Annotated in this window: 17 protein-coding genes; all 17 read right to left on the minus strand. The window is 72.9% G+C overall.

Annotated elements, in window-relative coordinates; translation table 11 throughout:
* Positions 1-10: 10 nt before the first annotated feature.
* The 17 genes from GC157_01865 to GC157_01945 all read right to left on the minus strand — a co-directional run bounded on the left by GC157_01865 (position 11) and on the right by GC157_01945 (position 17,242).
* Positions 11-922, minus strand: a complete 912-nt coding sequence (locus tag GC157_01865) for a F0F1 ATP synthase subunit gamma (GenBank protein ID MBI1376220.1) — start codon at positions 920-922, stop codon at positions 11-13.
* 12 nt (positions 923-934) lie between these two features.
* Positions 935-2,569, minus strand: coding sequence for a F0F1 ATP synthase subunit alpha (locus GC157_01870; GenBank protein ID MBI1376221.1), 1,635 nt, complete (start codon positions 2,567-2,569; stop codon positions 935-937).
* Positions 2,570-2,668: 99 nt separating this feature from the next.
* Positions 2,669-3,478: a F0F1 ATP synthase subunit delta gene (locus GC157_01875; GenBank protein ID MBI1376222.1), complete on the minus strand. Its 810-nt coding sequence runs from the start codon at positions 3,476-3,478 to the stop codon at positions 2,669-2,671.
* Positions 3,478-4,026: a F0F1 ATP synthase subunit B gene (locus GC157_01880; protein ID MBI1376223.1), complete on the minus strand. Its 549-nt coding sequence runs from the start codon at positions 4,024-4,026 to the stop codon at positions 3,478-3,480. Before GC157_01880 ends, GC157_01875 begins: the two co-directional genes overlap by 1 nt.
* 35 nt (positions 4,027-4,061) lie before the next feature.
* Entirely contained in the window at positions 4,062-4,289 is a 228-nt protein-coding gene (atpE, locus tag GC157_01885) for an ATP synthase F0 subunit C (protein MBI1376224.1), read from the minus strand.
* 77 nt (positions 4,290-4,366) lie between these two features.
* The gene (gene atpB, locus GC157_01890) at positions 4,367-5,179 is read right to left on the minus strand and encodes a F0F1 ATP synthase subunit A (protein ID MBI1376225.1); all 813 of its coding nucleotides are present in this window, start codon (positions 5,177-5,179) and stop codon (positions 4,367-4,369) included.
* Positions 5,180-5,260: 81 nt separating this feature from the next.
* Positions 5,261-5,749 carry a hypothetical protein gene (locus tag GC157_01895; GenBank protein ID MBI1376226.1) on the minus strand — a complete coding sequence of 163 codons (489 nt, stop codon included), beginning with the start codon at positions 5,747-5,749 and terminating at the stop codon, positions 5,261-5,263.
* A gap of 484 nt (positions 5,750-6,233) precedes the next feature.
* Positions 6,234-7,331, minus strand: coding sequence for an undecaprenyl/decaprenyl-phosphate alpha-N-acetylglucosaminyl 1-phosphate transferase (locus tag GC157_01900; protein MBI1376227.1), 1,098 nt, complete (start codon positions 7,329-7,331; stop codon positions 6,234-6,236).
* Positions 7,332-7,344: 13 nt separating this feature from the next.
* Positions 7,345-8,613 (minus strand): aminotransferase class I/II-fold pyridoxal phosphate-dependent enzyme, encoded by a 1,269-nt coding sequence (locus tag GC157_01905; GenBank protein MBI1376228.1) that lies wholly within the window; start codon positions 8,611-8,613, stop codon positions 7,345-7,347.
* Between the two features lie 71 nt (positions 8,614-8,684).
* A complete protein-coding gene (locus GC157_01910) occupies positions 8,685-9,332 on the minus strand; it encodes a threonylcarbamoyl-AMP synthase (protein ID MBI1376229.1) in 648 nt (215 codons plus the stop codon).
* Positions 9,333-9,369: 37 nt separating this feature from the next.
* On the minus strand, positions 9,370-10,281 hold the full coding sequence (gene prmC / locus GC157_01915) for a peptide chain release factor N(5)-glutamine methyltransferase (GenBank protein ID MBI1376230.1): 912 nt from the start codon (positions 10,279-10,281) through the stop codon (positions 9,370-9,372).
* Entirely contained in the window at positions 10,278-11,357 is a 1,080-nt protein-coding gene (prfA, locus tag GC157_01920) for a peptide chain release factor 1 (GenBank protein ID MBI1376231.1), read from the minus strand. Before prfA ends, prmC begins: the two co-directional genes overlap by 4 nt.
* 118 nt (positions 11,358-11,475) lie before the next feature.
* Positions 11,476-11,691: a 50S ribosomal protein L31 gene (rpmE, locus tag GC157_01925; protein ID MBI1376232.1), complete on the minus strand. Its 216-nt coding sequence runs from the start codon at positions 11,689-11,691 to the stop codon at positions 11,476-11,478.
* Between the two features lie 260 nt (positions 11,692-11,951).
* A complete protein-coding gene (locus tag GC157_01930) occupies positions 11,952-13,511 on the minus strand; it encodes a signal peptidase I (protein ID MBI1376233.1) in 1,560 nt (519 codons plus the stop codon).
* Between the two features lie 202 nt (positions 13,512-13,713).
* The gene (locus GC157_01935) at positions 13,714-14,361 is read right to left on the minus strand and encodes a hypothetical protein (GenBank protein MBI1376234.1); all 648 of its coding nucleotides are present in this window, start codon (positions 14,359-14,361) and stop codon (positions 13,714-13,716) included.
* A 225-nt stretch (positions 14,362-14,586) separates the two neighbouring features.
* Positions 14,587-15,225 (minus strand): hypothetical protein, encoded by a 639-nt coding sequence (locus tag GC157_01940; GenBank protein ID MBI1376235.1) that lies wholly within the window; start codon positions 15,223-15,225, stop codon positions 14,587-14,589.
* Positions 15,226-15,379: 154 nt separating this feature from the next.
* A complete protein-coding gene (locus GC157_01945) occupies positions 15,380-17,242 on the minus strand; it encodes a transcription termination factor Rho (protein MBI1376236.1) in 1,863 nt (620 codons plus the stop codon).
* Positions 17,243-17,554 lie beyond the last annotated feature (312 nt).

A 17,554-nucleotide genomic window follows, 5' to 3' on the forward strand; every position in this document is an offset into this window, starting at 1 on the left:
TCCTCGACTCCTATGCGGATGCGGAGAGCGCGTCGGCCCCGCCGACGATCTCGCTGATCTCTTGGGTGATCTCGGCCTGTCGGGCCTGGTTGGCCTGGCGGGTGAGGCTCTTGATGAGCTCCTCCGCGTTGTCCGTGGCGGACTTCATGGCCCGGCGGCGGGCCGCGTGCTCGGACGCCGCCGACAGCAGCAGGGCGGCGAAGACGAGGTTCTCGACGTACTTGGGCAGCAGCGAGTCGAGCACGGCCTGGCCGCTGGGCTCGAACTCGTAGAGCGGGAAGGGCCCCTGGCCCGCGGCCGCGGCCTCCTCCGCCGTCTGCTCGACGACCTCGAGGGGCAGCACCCGGCGCACGGTGGGGCGCTGGGTGACCATGCTCTCGAAGTGGGTGTAGACGATGTGGATCTCGTCCACCCCGCCCTCCTCGGTGGGCGTGAGGAACGCCTCGAGCAGGGCCGCCGCGATCACCTTGGCGTGGGCGTAGGTGGGCTGGTCGGTGAAGCCGGTCCACTCGGCGGCCGCGCGCCGTCCGCGGAAGCGGTAGTAGCCCACCGCCTTGCGGCCCACGAGGTAGGGCACGACGTCGACCTTCTGGTCGGTGAGCAGCGAGGTGAGCTGCTCGCCCTCCTTGATCGCCGCCGAGCTGTAGGCGCCGGCGAGGCCGCGGTCGGCCGTGATGACCAGCACCGCGGCCCGCTGGCGCGAGCGCTGCTCGGTGTCGGTCAGCGGGTGGCCGCCCCCGGTGTGCGACGCCGCGGCCGAGATCGCGCGGACCAGCTCACGGGTGTAGGGCTGGGCCGCCTCGACGCGCTGCTGCGCCTTGACGATCCGGGACGAGGCGATGAGCTCCATCGCCTTCGTGATCTTCTTGGTCGCCTGGACGGAGCGGATCCGCCGTCGGTAGACCCTGAGCTGGGCACCCATCGGCCAGCGACCTCAGCCCTTGACCCGGGTGATCGTCGCGTGCTCGACCGCGGCCTCGTCGAGCGCCTCCGCCGGGGCCTCCCCCACGAACAGCGGCTTGCCCGCCGCGGTGGTGAACTGCCGCTTGAAGGACTCGACCGCCGCCTCGAGCAGCCGCACCGAGTCGTCGGACAGCGTGGCCGTCTCGCGGATGGTCGCGAGCACCTCGGCCTTGTCGCGGGCGAGGTAGTCGAGGAACTCGCGCTCGAAGCGGCGCACGTCCTCGATCGGCACGTCGTCGAGCTTGCCGGTGGTGCCGCTCCACACGGACACCACCTCCTGCTCCATCGGGAACGGCTGGTACTGCGCCTGCTTGAGCAGCTCCACGAGGCGCGAGCCGCGCTCGAGCTGCGCCTTGGACGCGGCGTCGAGGTCGGAGCCGAAGGCGGCGAACGCCTCCAGCTCGCGGAACTGCGCGAGGTCGAGGCGCAGGCGGCCGGCGACGGACTTCATCGCCTTGGGCTGGGCCGAGCCGCCGACGCGGGAGACCGAGATGCCGACGTTGATCGCCGGGCGCACGCCCGAGTTGAACAGGTCGGACTCCAGGAAGCACTGGCCGTCGGTGATGGAGATGACGTTGGTCGGGATGTAGGCCGACACGTCGTTGGCCTTGGTCTCGATGATCGGCAGGCCGGTCATCGAGCCGCCGCCGAGCTCGTCGGACAGCTTCGCGCAGCGCTCGAGCAGCCGCGAGTGCAGGTAGAACACGTCACCCGGGTAGGCCTCGCGGCCCGGCGGACGGCGCAGCAGCAGCGAGACGGCGCGGTAGGCCTCGGCCTGCTTGGACAGGTCGTCGAAGATGATCAGCACGTGCTGGCCCTGGTACATCCAGTGCTGGCCGATGGCCGAGCCGGTGTAGGGCGCGAGGTACTTGAAGCCGGCCGGGTCGGAGGCGGGGGCCGCGACGATGGTCGTGTAGGCCATGGCGCCGGCGTCCTCGAGGGCGCCCTTGACCGACGCGATCGTCGAGCCCTTCTGACCGATCGCGACGTAGATGCACTTGACCTGCTTCTTGGGGTCGCCGGACTCCCAGTTGCCCTTCTGGTTGATGATCGTGTCGATCGCCACCGCGGTCTTGCCGGTCTGGCGGTCGCCGATGATCAGCTGGCGCTGGCCGCGGCCGATGGCCGTCATGGCGTCGATCGCCTTGATCCCGGTGAGCATCGGCTCCTTCACCGGCTGGCGCTGCACGACCGTGGGCGCCTGGAGCTCGAGCGCGCGACGGCCCTCGGACTCGATCGGGCCCTGGCCGTCGATGGGGTTGCCGAGCGGGTCGACGACGCGGCCGAGGTAGCCGTCGCCGACCGGCACCGAGAGGATCTCCCCGGTGCGGCGGACCGTCTGGCCCTCCTCGATGCGCGAGCCGTCGCCGAGGAGCACGGTGCCGATCTCGCGGACGTCGAGGTTGAGCGCGATGCCGAGCAGCCCGCCCTCGAACTCCAGCAGCTCGTTGGTCATGGCCGAGTGCAGGCCCTCGACGCGGGCGATGCCGTCACCGGTCTCGACGACGCGGCCGACCTCCTCGCGCGTGGTGCCGGGCGCGTACGACTCGACGTTCCGCGCGATCGCGTCGCGGATGTCCTCCGGCCGGATCGTGAGCTCCGTCATGGTGTCCTGCTCTCTCGTTCGGCGCGCCGTGCGCGGCGCCTGCTGTGTCGTGGTCCGGGTAGTGCGGTGGGGCTGGTGGTCCGGGGTGGTGCCGTTCTCCTACGCGGTGACCGCGCGACGCGCCTGCTCGAGGCGGCTGGCCACGCTGCCGTCGATCACGTCGTCGCCGACGCGGACGACGATGCCGCCGACCACGCTCGGGTCGACGACCACGTTCACCCGCACCTCGCGGCCCTGGAGGGCCGAGAGCGCGGCAGCGAGCCGGGTGCGCTGCTCCGCGGTGAGGTCGACCGCCGAGCGCACCTCCGCGAGCAGCCGGCGCCGCTGCTCGGCGGCCCGCTCGGCGAGCTCCTCCACCGCCATCACGGGCTGGCGCCCGCGCAGGTTGGCGGCGAGGTGGGTGAGCAGCCGGGTCGTGACAGGTGCCGCCGTCGCTCCGACGAGCTGCTGCACCAGGGCGGTCTTGCGCTCGTCCGGCAGGGCGGGGTCGGTCATCGCCATCTGGAGCTCGGCGGAGCTGTCGACGGCGCGCCCGAAGCGGAACAGCTCGTCCTCGACCCGGTCGAGCGCCCCGTCGCGGTCGGCCTGCGTGAACGCCGCCCGCCCACCGAGCCGCTCGAGCGCCTCGACGAGGTCGTCGTCGTCCGACCACCGGGTCGAAACGGCGTCGACCAGCACCGCCACCGAGGTGTCGGACAGCTGCGAGCCGAAGAGCTGGCTCACGATGCCGGACCGCACGCCCGCGGGCTGGCCGGAGTCGGCCAGCGCCTGGCGCAGCGACTTCTCGCGCGCCAGCAGGGACGCGACCGCCAGCAGGTCGTCCGGCGTCGACGCGAAGCCGCTCTCGCCGCTGCGGGCGTCCAGAGCGGACCCCAGGGCGGCCAGCGACTCGCGGGATGAGCCGAGCATCAGGCGTTCGCCCCGTCCTGCGCCTGCGCCTCGAGGTCGGCGATGAACCGGTCCACGGTCGCGCGGGCCCGGGCGTCGTCCTCGAGCGACTCGCCCACGACCTTGCCCGCGAGCGAGACGGCCAGCGTGCCCACCTCGCGCCGCAGCGCCGCGACCGTGGAGGCCCGCTCGGCCGCGATCGAGGCCTCGGCGCGCGCGGTGACCGCCGCTGCGGCCTCGGCCGCCTCTCGCCGCGCCTCGTCGATGATCGCCGCCTTGTCGGCCTGCGCCTGCGAGCGGATCTGGGCCGCCTCGGTGCGGGCCTCGGCGAGCTGCGCCTGGTACTGCTCGAACAGCGCCGCCGCCTGGGCCTCGCGCTCCTCGGCCCGGGCGATGCCGCCCTCGATCGCCGCGGTGCGCTCGTCGAGGGCCTTGCGGATCCCGGGGAGCGCCAGCTTCGACAGGGCCCAGAACACGATGAGGAACGCGACGAGGCCGATGATCAGCTCGTCGAGCGGGACGGCGAGGACGTTGGTCCCGCCTTCCGCGAGGTTGTCCATGGCGTTCATCCTTCGTCAGTGACGATCAAGCAAGGAGGGGTCGGTCACTTGCCGAAGACGAACGGCGCGACGAAGCCGATGAGCGCGAGGGCCTCGGTGAGCGCGAAGCCGAGCAGCATGTTGGCGCGGATGGTGCCGTACGCCTCGGGCTGACGGGCGATGGCCTGCACGCCCTGGCCGAAGATGATGCCGACGCCGATACCGGGGCCGATGGCCGCGAGGCCGTAGCCGATCGAGCCGAGCGAGCCGGTGACCTCTGCGAGGAGCGACATGTCGTGTTCCTTTGTGTCGGCCGGCGGCGGTTCCGCCGGTCAGGGTCGAGCAGGTGCGGGCTTGCGGGTGGTGCCGGTCAGTGCGCGTTGACGGCGTCGTTGATGTAGACGGCCGCCAGCAGGGTGAAGACGTAGGCCTGGAGGGCCTGGATCAGCATCTCGAAGCCGGTGAGGGCGACGGTCACCACGAAGGACGCGCCCGAGCCGATGATGCCGATGACGCTGGCCGAGAGCAGGTACCAGGTGGCCACCGAGAAGGTCACGATGAGCATGTGGCCGGCGAACATGTTGGCGAACAGACGCACGGAGTGCGTGAACGGCCGGACGATGAAGTTCGACAGGATCTCGATAGGGATCAGCAGGACGTACATCGCCTTGGGCACGTCCGGCGGCATCGTCATGTTCTTGAAGAAGGCCAGCCCCTGGTTCTTCACCCCCAGCGGCACCCAGGTGAGGTAGACGAGCACCGCGAAGGCCACCGGGATCGCGAAGCGCGAGGTGACCGGGAACTGGGCGAACGGGATGATGCTCATGACGTTGAGCACCCAGACGAAGAAGAAGAACGTGAACAGCACCGGCACAAACTTGTCGCCCTGCTTGCCGATCGTGTCGCGGGCGATGCCGTCGCGCACGAACAGGTAGCCGTACTCGGCGATGTTCTGGATGCCGCGCGGCACCACGGTGGCCCGGCGGAACGCGGCCACGAAGAAGACGACCACCGCCAGCGCGCCCACGAGCAGCAGGATCACCGGCTTGGTGATGTGGAAGGTGAGCCCGAACAGGGTGAACTCCAGCACGGAGCTGAAGTCGAAGATGCCGGTGTCGGGCGCCGGGAAGCCGCAGCCCTCGGGGACGAGGTGGCAGCTGCCGTCGGTGGTCGACGCCACCAGGGCGCTAACGGACACGGGACGACTCCATCGTGGTGCGGCCGGTCTGGACCATCAGGGGGACGACCTCCGCGCGGGGACCGGTCACGACCGGTCCTTCCGCGACGTCTCGGGCTCGGAGCGCGGGGGCTCGAGGCGGCGGAACAGCATGAACATGGCGAGGGCGACCCCGACGAGGACCCCCCCGGCCACGAAGTACGACTCGTGGCCGAGCCAGTGGCCGAGCAGCCAGCCGATGCCGCCGTAGAGAAGGATCCCCGCGGCGATGTGGCTGACGGCGGACCACGCAGCGGTGTCGGACACGCGGCCTTCGGGCAGCGTGTCCGGCTGGGCCGCGGACGCCTTCGTCGCGACGCGACGGTACCACTGGGCGTCGTGGTGGCCGTTGGCGGGTACCGGGATCCGCGGACGCGCCCCACCGGGGGTCGCGCCCGGGGCCGGGGAGGCGGTCACCGCTCCACCTCGGTGTCGTCGGGGGCGGGCTCCTGGTCGGCCTCGGGGAACGGCTCGACGACGAGGGTCTTCACGCGGGAGGAGAACCAGATCTGCGCGGCCACCCAGACCACCGTGCACACGACGATCGTCGCCGCGAACGCCTTCGGGTCCAGCCAGGTGGCGTCCTTGAGCAGGGCGATGAGCAGGAACAGGACCAGGATCTGCCCGAGGTAGACGAGCATGCCGGCGCTCAGCGCGGTCTCGGGGTTGCGCCCGAGGATGCGGCCCACGGCCCACTGCCCCACCGCGAAGAAGGCCACCACGATGACGGCGCCGAGCGCCGCCCCCAAGGCCGCGAGGCCGCCGCGCAGGACGGCGGAGACGACGACGGCGAGCACCCCGGCGACCGACGTGGCCACGATCGCGCCGCGGAGCACGACAGACGACGCCTCGGACGCGGGCATCGGGCCGGAGGAGGTCGGTCCGTCGGGAGCGGCGGGCACGGCGTCAGCGTAGGGGCTGGCGAGCCGCGCACCCAAACGCGGCACCTGCGACGTGGGTCACGCCCCTGGAGCGCGGACCCCAGGGAGCACCCTCGCGGCGACCTGCCCGGACCTCGCGGCTACCCGTGCAGCACGCGCGAGCGCAGCCGCGGCCAGCGCACCGCGAGGTAGAGCACGGCGACCCCGCAGGCGAACCAGATCGCCGCCACGCTGACCGGGACGAAGGCCAGCCCGACGGCGGTGAAGGCCAGCAGCCCGGTCCAGGCGTACATGAGCAGCACCGCGCGGCGCTGGCTGTGCCCGAGCTGGAGCAGGCGGTGGTGCAGGTGCTGCTTGTCCGGCGAGAAGGGGCTGCGGCCGGCCCGCGTGCGCCGCACCACGGCCAGGAGCATGTCGAGCAGCGGGACGGCCATGACGGCCGCCGGGAGCAGGATCGGCAGCAGCGCCGGCACGAAGGTGGGCCCGGGCACGACGTTGGGGTCGAGCTGCCCCACCAGCGTGATCACGGAGCTGGCGAGCAGCAGGCCGATGAGCATCGACCCGGTGTCGCCCATGAACAGCCGGGCCGGGTTGAGGTTGTGCGGCAGGAAGCCGGTGCACATCCCGGCGAGCACGGCCGAGACCAGCGCCGCCAGCGTGGCCCGGGTGAACCCGTACTCGAACGAGAGCAGGTAGGAGTAGGCGAAGAACGCCAGCGCCCCGATGCCCACGATGCCGGCCGCGAGCCCGTCGAGGCCGTCCACGAAGTTGATCGCGTTCACGGCGACGACGACAACGAGCACCGTGAGCAGCACGGAGGTCACGGGGTCGAGCACGAGCGTGCCGCCGATCGGCAGCCACACGATCGCGATGCCCTGGAGCGCCATGACCGCGCCGGCCAGCGCCTGGCCGGCGAACTTGGTCGGCGCGTCGAGGCCCCACTTGTCGTCGATCATCCCGAGGACGACGAGCACCGCGGCGCCGGAGAGCAGCGCGCGCGGCTCGCTGGAGTCGGTGAACACCGAGCGCATCAGCGGGAGCTGGCTGGCCACGAGCAGAGCGGCCACGAGCCCGGCCGCCATCCCGAGGCCGCCGAGGCGCGGGGTGGGCTCGTCGTGCACGTCGCGGTCGCGCACCTCGGCCATGGCGCCCCACCACAGGGCGAACCGCCGCGCGACCGGGGTGAACAGGTACGTCACCGCGGCCGCGACGGACAGGCAGAGGAGGTACTCCCGCACGGGGCCGCGATCCCTAGGACGGGTACGCCGGCTTGCTCGCCACGAGGGTGCCGACCTCGGCGGCGATGTCCGCGGCGGCCGAGCCGTCGGCGTCGCGCACCGCGCGCCCGATCAGGGCGGCGATGGTAGCCATGTCCGACTCGTCCATGCCCTGGGTGGTGGTGGACGGCGAGCCCACGCGGATGCCGGACGCCACGCTGGGCGGCTGCGGGTCGAACGGGATCGCGTTCTTGTTCAGCACGATCCGCGCCGCCCCCGTGCGCGCCTCGGCCTCGGCCCCGGTGACCCCGAGACCGCGCAGGTCGAGCAGCGCCAGGTGGGTGTCGGTGCCGCCGGAGATGGCCCGCATGCCCTCAGCCTCGAGGCCCTTGGTGAGCGCCTGGGCGTTCGCGATCACCCGGCGCGCGTAGTCCTGGTAGGCGGGGGTGGAGGCCTCCTTGAGCGCCACCGCCTTGGCCGCCACCGCGTGCATGAGCGGGCCGCCCTGCATCATCGGGAAGACGGCCTTGTCGAGCGCCGCGGCGTGCTCGGCCTTGCAGACGAGCATGCCGCCGCGCGGGCCGCGCAGGACCTTGTGGGTCGTGAAGGTCACGACGTCGGCGTAGGGCACCGGGCTCGGGATCGCCTTGCCGGCCACCAGTCCGATGAAGTGGGCCGCGTCCACCATGAAGATCGCGCCGACCTCGTCGGCGACCGCGCGGAACGCCGCGAAGTCGATGAGCCGCGGGATCGCCGAGCCGCCGCAGATGATCATCTTGGGCTTGTGCTCGAGGGCGAGGTCGCGCACCTGGTCGTAGTCGATGTCCTCGGTGGCCTCGTTCACGCCGTAGTGCACGGCGTTGAACCACTTGCCCGAGAAGGACACCTTGGAGCCGTGGGTGAGGTGGCCGCCGTGCGGCAGGCTCATCGCGAGCACGGTGTCGCCCGGCGCGAGGAACGCGCCGTAGGCGGCGATGTTGGCGCTGGCGCCGCTGTGCGGCTGGAGGTTGGCGTGCTCGGCGCCGAAGAGCTCCTTCGCGCGCTCGATGCCGAGGTTCTCCGCCTCGTCGACCACCTCGCAGCCGCCGTAGTAGCGGCGTCCGGGGTAGCCCTCGGCGTACTTGTTCGACAGGGTCGACCCGAGGGCGGCGAGCACGGCGGGCGAGGTGAAGTTCTCGCTCGCGATGAGCTGGAGGCCGTCGTTGAGCCGGTCCCGCTCGGCGAGCAGGATGCGGGCGATGTCGGGGTCGACCGCCTCGAGCGCGGCGAAGTCGGGGCCCCAGGAGGGCGAGGCGGAGGTCATGGCGGCCAGCCTAGGCCGTCCGGGGGTGCGCCACGCCGCTGCCCGGCGGGCGCGCCCCGGCGCGGCCGGCCTCAGGCCTCGACGACCAGGCCCGGCGCCACGGTGCGCAGGGTCTCGGCGTCGTAGGCCCCGACCCGCAGCAGGCGCGGCACCGGACCGGACACGTCGACGATGGTGCTCGGGGCGGTCTCGGGCGAGGGGCCGGCGTCGAGGTAGACCGCGACGTCGTCGCCGAGCTGCTCGAGCGCCTGCTCGTAGCTCGTCGCGGGGGGCGAGCCGGCGCGGTTGGCGCTGGTCACGGCCATGGGCCCGGTGAGCCGCAGCAGCTCGATCGCCACCGGGTGCAGCGGCATCCGCAGGGCCACGGTGCCGCCGTCGTCGCCGAGGTCCCACGCCAGGCTCGGCTGGTGGCGCACCACGACGGTGAGCGGGCCCGGCCAGAAGGCGTCGATGAGCTCGCGGGCGGCCTGGGTCATGCCGTAGGCCAGGCCCTCCACGGTGTCGGGGCTGCCCACGAGCACCGGCACGGGCGTGCCGCGGCCGCGGCCCTTGGCGGCCAGCAGCCGCTCGACCCCCACCGTGCTGAAGGCGTCGCACCCCAGCCCGTAGACCGTGTCGGTGGGCACGACCACGAGGTCGCCGCGCCGCACCGCGCTCGCCGCCGCCTCGAGCCCGCTCTCGCGGGTGCGCGGCTCGGCGGTGTCGAATCGCAGGCTCACGGGGACCGATCCTGCCGCATGCCGTCGCCCGGCGGGCTCAGGCGCGGACGGCCACGGTCGCGCGGTCGCGGCCGGCGAGGTCGGGCAGGTCGCGGACCGAGGCGAACTCCCCGGTCTCGCGCAGGACCGAGGGCACGCCCGCCTCCCCCGCGCGCTCGCCCTGCTCGTCGCCGTGCTCGACGACGAGCACGCCCCCCGGCCGCAGCAGCGCGGCGGCGCAGCCGGCGATGCCGCGCACGACGTCGAGGCCGTCCGGGCCGCCGTAGAGCGCGAGCGGCGGGTCGTACTGGCGCACCTCGGGGTCGCGCGGGCGGGCGTCGTCCGGGATGTAGGGCGGGTTGGTCACCACGACGTCCACCCGGCCGACCAGCGGCGCCAGCGGGCCGAGGTGGGCGGTGGTGGCGTCGCCGCGGTGCAGGTGCACCTCGGACCCCGCCGCCGCGACCGCTGCGGAGTGCCGCACGAGGTTGCGCTGCGCCCAGTCCGCGGCCGGGCCGTCGAGCTCGACGGCGTGCACGACGCTGTGGCGCACCTCGGTGGCCAGGGCGAGGGCGATGGCCCCGGACCCGGTGCACAGGTCGACCGCGAGGCGCTCCTCCGCGTCGCCGGACAGCGCCCGGATCGCGAGCTCGGCGACGGTCTCGGTCTCCGGCCGCGGCACGAACACCCCGGGGCCGACCTCGAGCACGAGGTGGCGGAACGGCGCCTCGCCGAGGAGGTGCTGGAGGGGCACCCGGGCCGCGCGGCGCACGAGCAGCCCCTCGAAGCGGACCACGTCCGACGGCTCCGCCGGGTCCGACAGGAACACCCGGCCCCGGGGGACGCCGAGCACGTGCGCGAGCAGCAGCTCGGCGTCGACCCGCGGGCTGGGCACCCCGGCCGAGGCCAGCCGGCGCTCGCCGTCGACGAGGACGTCGCGCAGCGTGCGCACGGGCGGCTTCCAGCTCACGAGGTGCCTCCGAGGGACGCCATGCGCGCTGCGAGGTCGGCGTCGACGCAGGCCTGGACGACGCCGTCGATCTCGCCGTCGAGGACGGCGTCGAGGTTGTAGGCCTTGTAGCCCACGCGGTGGTCGCTGATGCGGTTCTCCGGGAAGTTGTACGTGCGGATCCGCTCGCTGCGGTCGACCGTGCGCACCTGCGAGCGACGCGCGTCCGAGGCCTCCTTGGCGGCGGCCTCCTCGGCCAGCGCCACGAGCCTCGCGCGCAGGATCCGCATCGCGGACTCCTTGTTCTGCAGCTGGCTCTTCTCGTTCTGGCAGCTCACCACCGTGCCGGTGGGCAGGTGGGTGATCCGCACCGCGGAGTCCGTGGTGTTGACGCTCTGGCCGCCCGGGCCGCTGGACCGGTAGACGTCGATGCGCAGGTCGTTGGGGTCGATCTCGACCTCGACGTCCTCGGTCTCGGGCAGCACCAGCACCCCGGCGGCGCTGGTGTGGATCCGGCCCTGGGACTCGGTGGCCGGGACGCGCTGCACCCGGTGGACGCCGCCCTCGTACTTGAGCCGCGCGTACGGCGCCTCCCCGGGCTCCACGGCGCCTCGCGCCTTCACCGCGACGGTGACGTCCTTGTAGCCGCCGAGGTCGGACTGCTCCGAGTCGAGCACCTCCGCCCGCCAGCCGCGGCGCTCGGCGTAGCGCAGGTACATGCGCAGCAGGTCTCCGGCGAACAGCGCGGACTCCTCGCCGCCCTCCCCCGCCTTGATCTCGAGCAGGACGTCGGAGTCGTCGAGGGCGTCGCGCGGGACGAGCAGCACGTGCAGCCGGTCGGCGAGCTCGGCGCGCTGCGCCTCCAGCACCTCGGCCTCGGCGCGGAACCCGGGGTCGTCGGCAGCGAGCTCGCGCGCGGCGACGGCGTCCTCGCCCGCCTGCTGCCAGGCCCGGTAGGTGGTCACCACGGGGCGCAGCTCGGCGTAGCGACGCCCGAGTCGGCGTGCCTGCGCCTGGTCGGCGTGCACGGACGGGTCGGCGAGCCGGGTCTCGAGCTCGGCGTACTCGGCCACGAGTGCGTCGACGGTCTCGAACATCGGGGCTCCTGGGGCGGGCGGCGGCGCGGGCGTTTCGGGGGCGAGCAGATGGCGCGGACAAGCGCCGAGGGCGCCGCTCCGCGCACGGTGTGCGGGAGCGGCGCCCTCGGGGAGAGTGCTAGGCGTCGGCCTTCTTGCCGAAGCGCTTCTCGAACTTGGCGACGCGGCCGCCGGTGTCGAGGATCTTCTGCTTGCCCGTGTAGAACGGGTGGCAGGCGCTGCACACCTCGGCGTGGATGACGCCGTTCTTGGCCGTGCTGCGCGTGGTGAACGTGTTGCCGCAGGCGCAGGTGACCTGCGTCTCGACGTACGCGGGGTGGATGTCGGCCTTCATGGTGCTCCTCGTGTCGTGGCGCCGGGTCGTGCCGCCGAGCGGGGCACGTGAACCGGACCGGGGCTCCGGCCGGCGGCCGGGGCGACGCCCCAGTCTGCCATCCGACCGGTACGCCCTCCAAACCGCTGCGGACCTGCGGCTATTCCCCCCGGATCCCCACCCTGGTGGGTCCGGGCGGGGGCGGACGCAGCCCCCCGGCAGCGTCCGCCCCGCGCCCGGGGTCGGTGGTCGGCCACGCCGACGTCGGGTGCTCCCCCGCGTCAGGCCGACACGTAGAGGGAGCGGATCTCGGTCGCGGTCAGCACCCGGTTCCAGATCGCGATCTCGTCGAGGGACCCGGCGAAGGGGTAGTCCCGGGCGGGGTTGGAGCTCGACGTCGGCGAGTTCGGCCCGGTCCACCCGTCGCCCCAGCCGGCGAGGTTGCCGCAGCCGGCGCGCCACCAGCCGGTGGTCGCCTCGCCCACGGTGTTCGGGTTGGTGCCCACGAGCACGCCGTCGATGTAGAGCTTCATGCCGCCGGTGCCCAGGGTGCCCACGGCCATGTGCCAGGCCCCGTCGTTGAGCGGTCCGGGCGAGCTGATGAGGCTGTCGCCGGCGTTGTAGACGCCGAACCACACCTTCCCGTTGCCGTCCATGTACAGGTGGCGGTCGTAGGTGCCGCCGTTGCCGGCCTGGGCGATGCCGGTGCGCGGCTGCTCGAAGCCGAGCATCTTGCCGCCGCTGGTCGTGGTCGTGCTGAACCACACGATCTCGGTGAGCTGCGCCGGCGCCGAGATCGGCGTGGTGCTCGCGGTGTTGATGCAGGCGTTGCTGTTCTCCAGCGTCACGGCGAGGTTGGGCGTGTCGGTCGCGAGCGCGCCGGTGATGCCCCGCGTGAAGTACGTCGCGCTGCCGCGCGGGTTGTACTGGCCGTCGTTGCCGTTGCCCGAGCTGTCGACCGCGACCCGGGTCCGTGTCCCGGTCTCGTCGAGCTTCCAGTACAGGTACGGCGAGAGGTCGGTGACCGACGTCGCGTAGTCCCAGTTGCCGATCGTCCACGCGTTGGCCGTGCTCGCCGACGTCGCGGCCATGGAGGCCTGCGCCGTCGGGACGGTGAGGATCGAGGTCAGCAGCACGACGTAGGCCGTGCGCGCCCGCCAGCGCCGCGCCGGGCGCGCGTGCCTGGCCAGGCCGGGGTCGGCCGGTCGGGACGCGGCGATCGACGTGCTTGACGACTCGCCGCTGCGGGCGGGCAGGGGCACGACGTCGCCGTCCGGCCCGTCGCCCGGGTCGGGGTCGTCGTCCTCGCGGTCCCGCGCGGTGAGCTGCGCGGCCACCAGGACGCTGAGCACGAACAGGCCGAGCCAGAGCCACTGACCGGTCTGCGCCCAGATGAGCGGCAGCCCGACGAAGCGGACGAGCAGGCGCCCGAGGCCGCGCACGTCGGAGACCGGCACGGGGGCCGAGTCGACCGTGGGGTTGGCGTCGCCCTTGCTGGTGAGCGTGCCGTCGGAGTTGACCGAGACGATGCGGTGCGTCTTCACGTGCGCGGGGTCGGCCGGGTCGGTGAAGACGGTGACGCGTCCCAGCAGCACCTGCGGGTCGTTCTCCGGCGAGGACAGCACGACGTCGCCCACCGCGATGCGCGGCAGCATGGAGCCGCTCTCGATGACGTACGGGCGCCAGCCGAGCAGCATCGGCGCGAGGGTCACCACCAGGCACGCGCCGACGAACCAGAGCCAGGTCCGGCCGAGGATGCCGGCGGTGAGCCGCCATCCACTGTGGTCCCGGGCGCCGGGAGCGGGTGCGGACTGCGACTGCGCCGCGCTCTCCGTGCTCATCGTGGTCCTCCCTTCCCGTCGGTGGTCCGCGTCCCCCACCGGGACCGCCGGGCGCGCGACCGGCGTCGGGCGACGCGGCCGGGAGCCGTGCGGGGTGGGGGGAGGCACCGGTGCGCCCTCGCCCCCCGACGAGGGCGCACCGGTGAGGACGTCACGCCGTGGGCGGCGGTGACGTGCGGCGTCAGGCCCTAGGGCCTGAGGGCTACTGGATCTCCCAGGTCAGGTCGGCCTGGGCGGAGGAGTTCTGCAGCGCGTTGTCGCCGCCCGGCGTCCCCGTGGTGTTGAGCGTCCAGGTGATGCGGTAGGCCACGCGCGCCGTGCCGGCCGCGACGGGCATCGACGTGGTCGCCGTGGCGTACGAGGTCGGGAACGCCGAGAGCGCGACGTTGCTCGCCACCGAGGTCAGGCCCGTGGTGGGGAAGCCGCTGCAGTCCGACTGCACGTTGGTGGCAGCGGTGACGCCGACGGCGTCGACGGTGAGCGCCAGGTTGGGCGCGAGGGCCGCCACGTTGGTGCCCGTGATCCCGCTCGCGTACATCTTGAGGTTGCCGGCGAGCGACCCGGAGCTCTGGACCGTGATGCACTTCGTGCCGGTCGAGCCGATCTTGATGTTGTTCTCGGGCTGGCCGGCGACGGTGCCGCGGAACAGCGCCGTGGTGGAGCCGGCGAAGGCTGTGGTCCCGCCGTTGTTCTGCAGGGCCAGGCTGCCGGTGCTCCAGGCGTCGGCGGCGTTGGTGGTGGTGGCGGAGAAGGCGGCATAGCTGCCCTGCCACACGAGCAGGCCTGCGGCGAGCAGGCCGGCGGCCGGTGCGGCGGCGCGCGCCACCCGGCGTCGGGTCGTACGGGACATGACTACCTCCAGGACGGACGTTCGAGCGATGGCTGCACCCCCTGTGCAATACCCGTCTCATCGGCGCCCAGGAGCATCCCTTGAGCGCTCGTGACCGGATCTCTGCGTGACGGGGTGCGACGACTGCCTGCTCCGAACGGGTCCCGGGACGACCGCGGGCCCCTCCCCGCGCGCTGCCCGCGCGGGGAGGGGCCCGTCCTGGAAGTGTCCCTGAGGGACCGGCCGCTACTGGATCTCCCAGTCGAGGTCCGCGCTGGACGACTGGCCCATGAGCGCGGCGTCGCCGCTGCCAGAGCCGGTCGAGGCGAGCGCCCACGTGATGCGGTAGGCCACCCGCTCGGTGCCGCCCGACATCGCGATGCCGGCCGCGGCGCCCGCGTACGACGAGGGCAGGCTGGTGAGCGCCACCGCGTTGTGCAGCGTGGTGACGCCGGTGGTCGGGAAGCCCGTGCAGTCGGCCTGGATGTCGTCGGTGGCGGCCACCGGCACGGCCTCAACGGTGACGTCGATCTGCGGCGCGAGGACGTTGCCGGTGATGGCGCCGCGGTAGAACTTGAGCGTGCCGGCCAGCGAGCCGCTGCTCTCGACGGTGATGCACTTCTGGCCGCCGTCGCCGACCTTGATGTTGTTCTCGGGCTGGCCCGCGGTGGTGCCGTCGAACAGCGCCGACGTGCTGCCTGCGTAGGTGCCGGTGCCGCCGTTGTTGGTCAGCGCCAGGGTGCCGGTGGACCAGGCGTCCGCGGTGTTCTGGGTGGTGGCGGAGAAGGCGGCGTAGCTGCCCTGCCAGACGAGGAGGCCGGCCGCGAGCAGGCCGGCGACGGGTGCGACGACGCGCACGGCGCGACGACGGTCGATCGAGGACATGGTGGCTCCTGATGACGATGAGACGGTTCCCCCTGACGCAGGGAGTGATCGACGGTGGCCACCTGCCCTGAAGCGTCCGAACCGGTGAATCCGTCACCAAGCGTGAACGGCCCGCCCCCACATGGGGGACGGGCCGTTCGTGGAGCGAAGGGCGCTACTCGTCGTCGTCACCGGAGGCGGTGCCGCCGGACAGCGGCGTGGTCTTCTGCACCTGGAGCAGGAACTCGAAGTTGCTCTTGGTCTCGCGCAGCTTGCCGAGCAGGAGCTCGATCGCCTGCTGCTGGTCGAGCGCGTGCAGCACCCGGCGCAGCTTCCAGACCGTCTTGAGCTCGTCCGGCGCCATGAGGATCTCCTCCTTGCGCGTGCCGGAGGCGTCGACGTCGACCGCGGGGAAGATGCGCTTGTCCGCCAGCTTCCGGTCGAGCTTGAGCTCCATGTTCCCGGTGCCCTTGAACTCCTCGAAGATGACCTCGTCCATGCGCGAGCCGGTCTCGACGAGGGCGGTCGCGAGGATGGTGAGCGAGCCGCCGTTCTCGATGTTGCGGGCGGCGCCGAAGAACCTCTTGGGCGGGTAGAGCGCGGCGGAGTCGACACCACCGGACAGGATGCGGCCGCTCGCGGGGGCCGCGAGGTTGTAGGCGCGCCCGAGCCGCGTCATGGAGTCGAGCAGCACGACGACGTCGTGCCCGAGCTCGACGAGCCGCTTCGCCCGCTCGATCGCGAGCTCCGCGACCGTGGTGTGGTCGTCGGCCGGGCGGTCGAAGGTCGAGGCGATCACCTCGCCCTTGACCGACCGCTGCATGTCGGTGACCTCCTCGGGGCGCTCGTCGACGAGCACGACCATGAGGTGCACCTCGGGGTTGTTCGTGGTGATGGCGTTGGCGATCGCCTGCAGCACCATGGTCTTGCCGGCCTTGGGCGGCGACACGATGAGGCCGCGCTGACCCTTGCCGATCGGGGCCACGAGGTCGATGACGCGGGTGACGAGGTTGGTCGGCGTCGTCTCCAGGCGCAGGCGGTCCTGCGGGTACAGCGGCGTGAGCTTGCCGAACTCGATGCGGTTGCGCGCGTTCTCGGGGTCGGCGCCGTTCACGGTCTCGACGCGCACGAGGGGGTTGAACTTCTGCTGCTTCTCGCCCTCGCGCGGCTGGCGCACCAGCCCGGTGACCGCGTCGCCCTTGCGCAGGCCGAAGCGCTTGACCATGGCCAGCGACACGTAGACGTCGTTCTGGCCGGGCAGGTAGCCGCTGGTGCGGACGAAGGCGTAGCTGTCCATGATGTCGAGGATCCCGGCGACCGGGAGCAGGACGTCGTCCTCGCTGACCTCGACCTCGCCGTCGAGCCCGCGCGGGCCGCGCTCGCGGTTGCGGTTGCGCCCCCCGCCCTCGAACCGGTCGCGGTCGCGGCCCCGGCGGCGCCGGCGCGAGCGGCCGCCGCCCTCGCCGTCGTCGTCCTGCCGGTCGTTCTGGCGATCGTTCTGCCGGTCGTTCTGCCGGTCGTTCTGCCGGTCGTTCTGCCGGTCGTTCTGCCGGTCGTTCTGCCGGTCGTTCTGCCGGTCGTTCTGGCGGTCGCCGCGCTGCCGGTCGTTCTGCCGGTCGGCACGGGCTTGGTCGCCCTGCTGCTCGCCGCGCGCCTGGTCGCCGTGCTGCTCCCCGCGCTGGCGGTCGTTCTGCCGACCGTTCTGGCGGTCGTTCTGCCGGTCGTTCTGCCGGTCGCCGCGCTGCTGGCGGTCCTCGCGGGCCGGGCCGGCCTCACGCCGGCCGTCGCGCTCCTCGCGCGCACCGCCGTCGTGGGCAGGGGTCTCCTGCGCGCCGCCCTGCTGGGGCGTGGACTCCGGCGCCTGGCGGACATCGGAACCGGCGCCCGACCCGGCGCGCTCGGCGCGGGCGGGGCGCTCGCCGCCGCCGGCCGGCACCTGGCGCGCGCTGATCGCGGCGACGAGGTCGGCCTTGCGCATGCCGGAGGCGCCGGAGATGCCGAGCTGGCCGGCGAGCGACTTCAGCTCGGGCAGCAGCATCGAGGAGAGTCCGCGGGAGCCGCGGGTGGGGGTGTCGTTCTGGGTGGTCTCGGTCACCGAGTGAACCTTCTTCGAGACGAAGGGAGCCTCGCGCACCGCACGGGACGCGGGTGCGCGCCCGGGGCCGAGGTCGTCGCGGTGTGGCCGACGACGACGGACCGGGGGTCAGGTGCGAACTGGGATCGATCCCGCAGGGATTCCGCTGACACGCGTGGAGGGGATTCCCTGCCGTTCTAGCCGCCCGATGAGATCGGGGGGAACGGCCCAGGTACGGCGCAAGAGTAACACCTCGACGGGGGTGCTCCGGAACGG

It is taken from the genome of Frankiales bacterium, assembly GCA_016125335.1.
Lineage (GTDB): Bacteria > Actinomycetota > Actinomycetes > S36-B12 > CAIYMF01 > Longivirga.

Coding starts and splice junctions, on each gene's coding strand:
- GC157_01865 (MBI1376220.1), bottom strand. CDS start 922: ATGGGTGCCCAGCTCAGGGTCTACCGACGGCGGATCCGCTCCGTCCAG.
- prfA (MBI1376231.1), bottom strand. CDS start 11,357: ATGTTCGAGACCGTCGACGCACTCGTGGCCGAGTACGCCGAGCTCGAG.
- GC157_01880 (MBI1376223.1), bottom strand. CDS start 4,026: ATGAACGCCATGGACAACCTCGCGGAAGGCGGGACCAACGTCCTCGCC.
- GC157_01870 (MBI1376221.1), bottom strand. CDS start 2,569: ATGACGGAGCTCACGATCCGGCCGGAGGACATCCGCGACGCGATCGCG.
- rpmE (MBI1376232.1), bottom strand. CDS start 11,691: ATGAAGGCCGACATCCACCCCGCGTACGTCGAGACGCAGGTCACCTGC.
- GC157_01930 (MBI1376233.1), bottom strand. CDS start 13,511: ATGAGCACGGAGAGCGCGGCGCAGTCGCAGTCCGCACCCGCTCCCGGC.
- GC157_01905 (MBI1376228.1), bottom strand. CDS start 8,613: ATGACCTCCGCCTCGCCCTCCTGGGGCCCCGACTTCGCCGCGCTCGAG.
- GC157_01935 (MBI1376234.1), bottom strand. CDS start 14,361: ATGTCCCGTACGACCCGACGCCGGGTGGCGCGCGCCGCCGCACCGGCC.
- atpE (MBI1376224.1), bottom strand. CDS start 4,289: ATGTCGCTCCTCGCAGAGGTCACCGGCTCGCTCGGCTCGATCGGCTAC.
- GC157_01945 (MBI1376236.1), bottom strand. CDS start 17,242: ATGCTGCTGCCCGAGCTGAAGTCGCTCGCCGGCCAGCTCGGCATCTCC.
- GC157_01875 (MBI1376222.1), bottom strand. CDS start 3,478: ATGCTCGGCTCATCCCGCGAGTCGCTGGCCGCCCTGGGGTCCGCTCTG.
- GC157_01940 (MBI1376235.1), bottom strand. CDS start 15,225: ATGTCCTCGATCGACCGTCGTCGCGCCGTGCGCGTCGTCGCACCCGTC.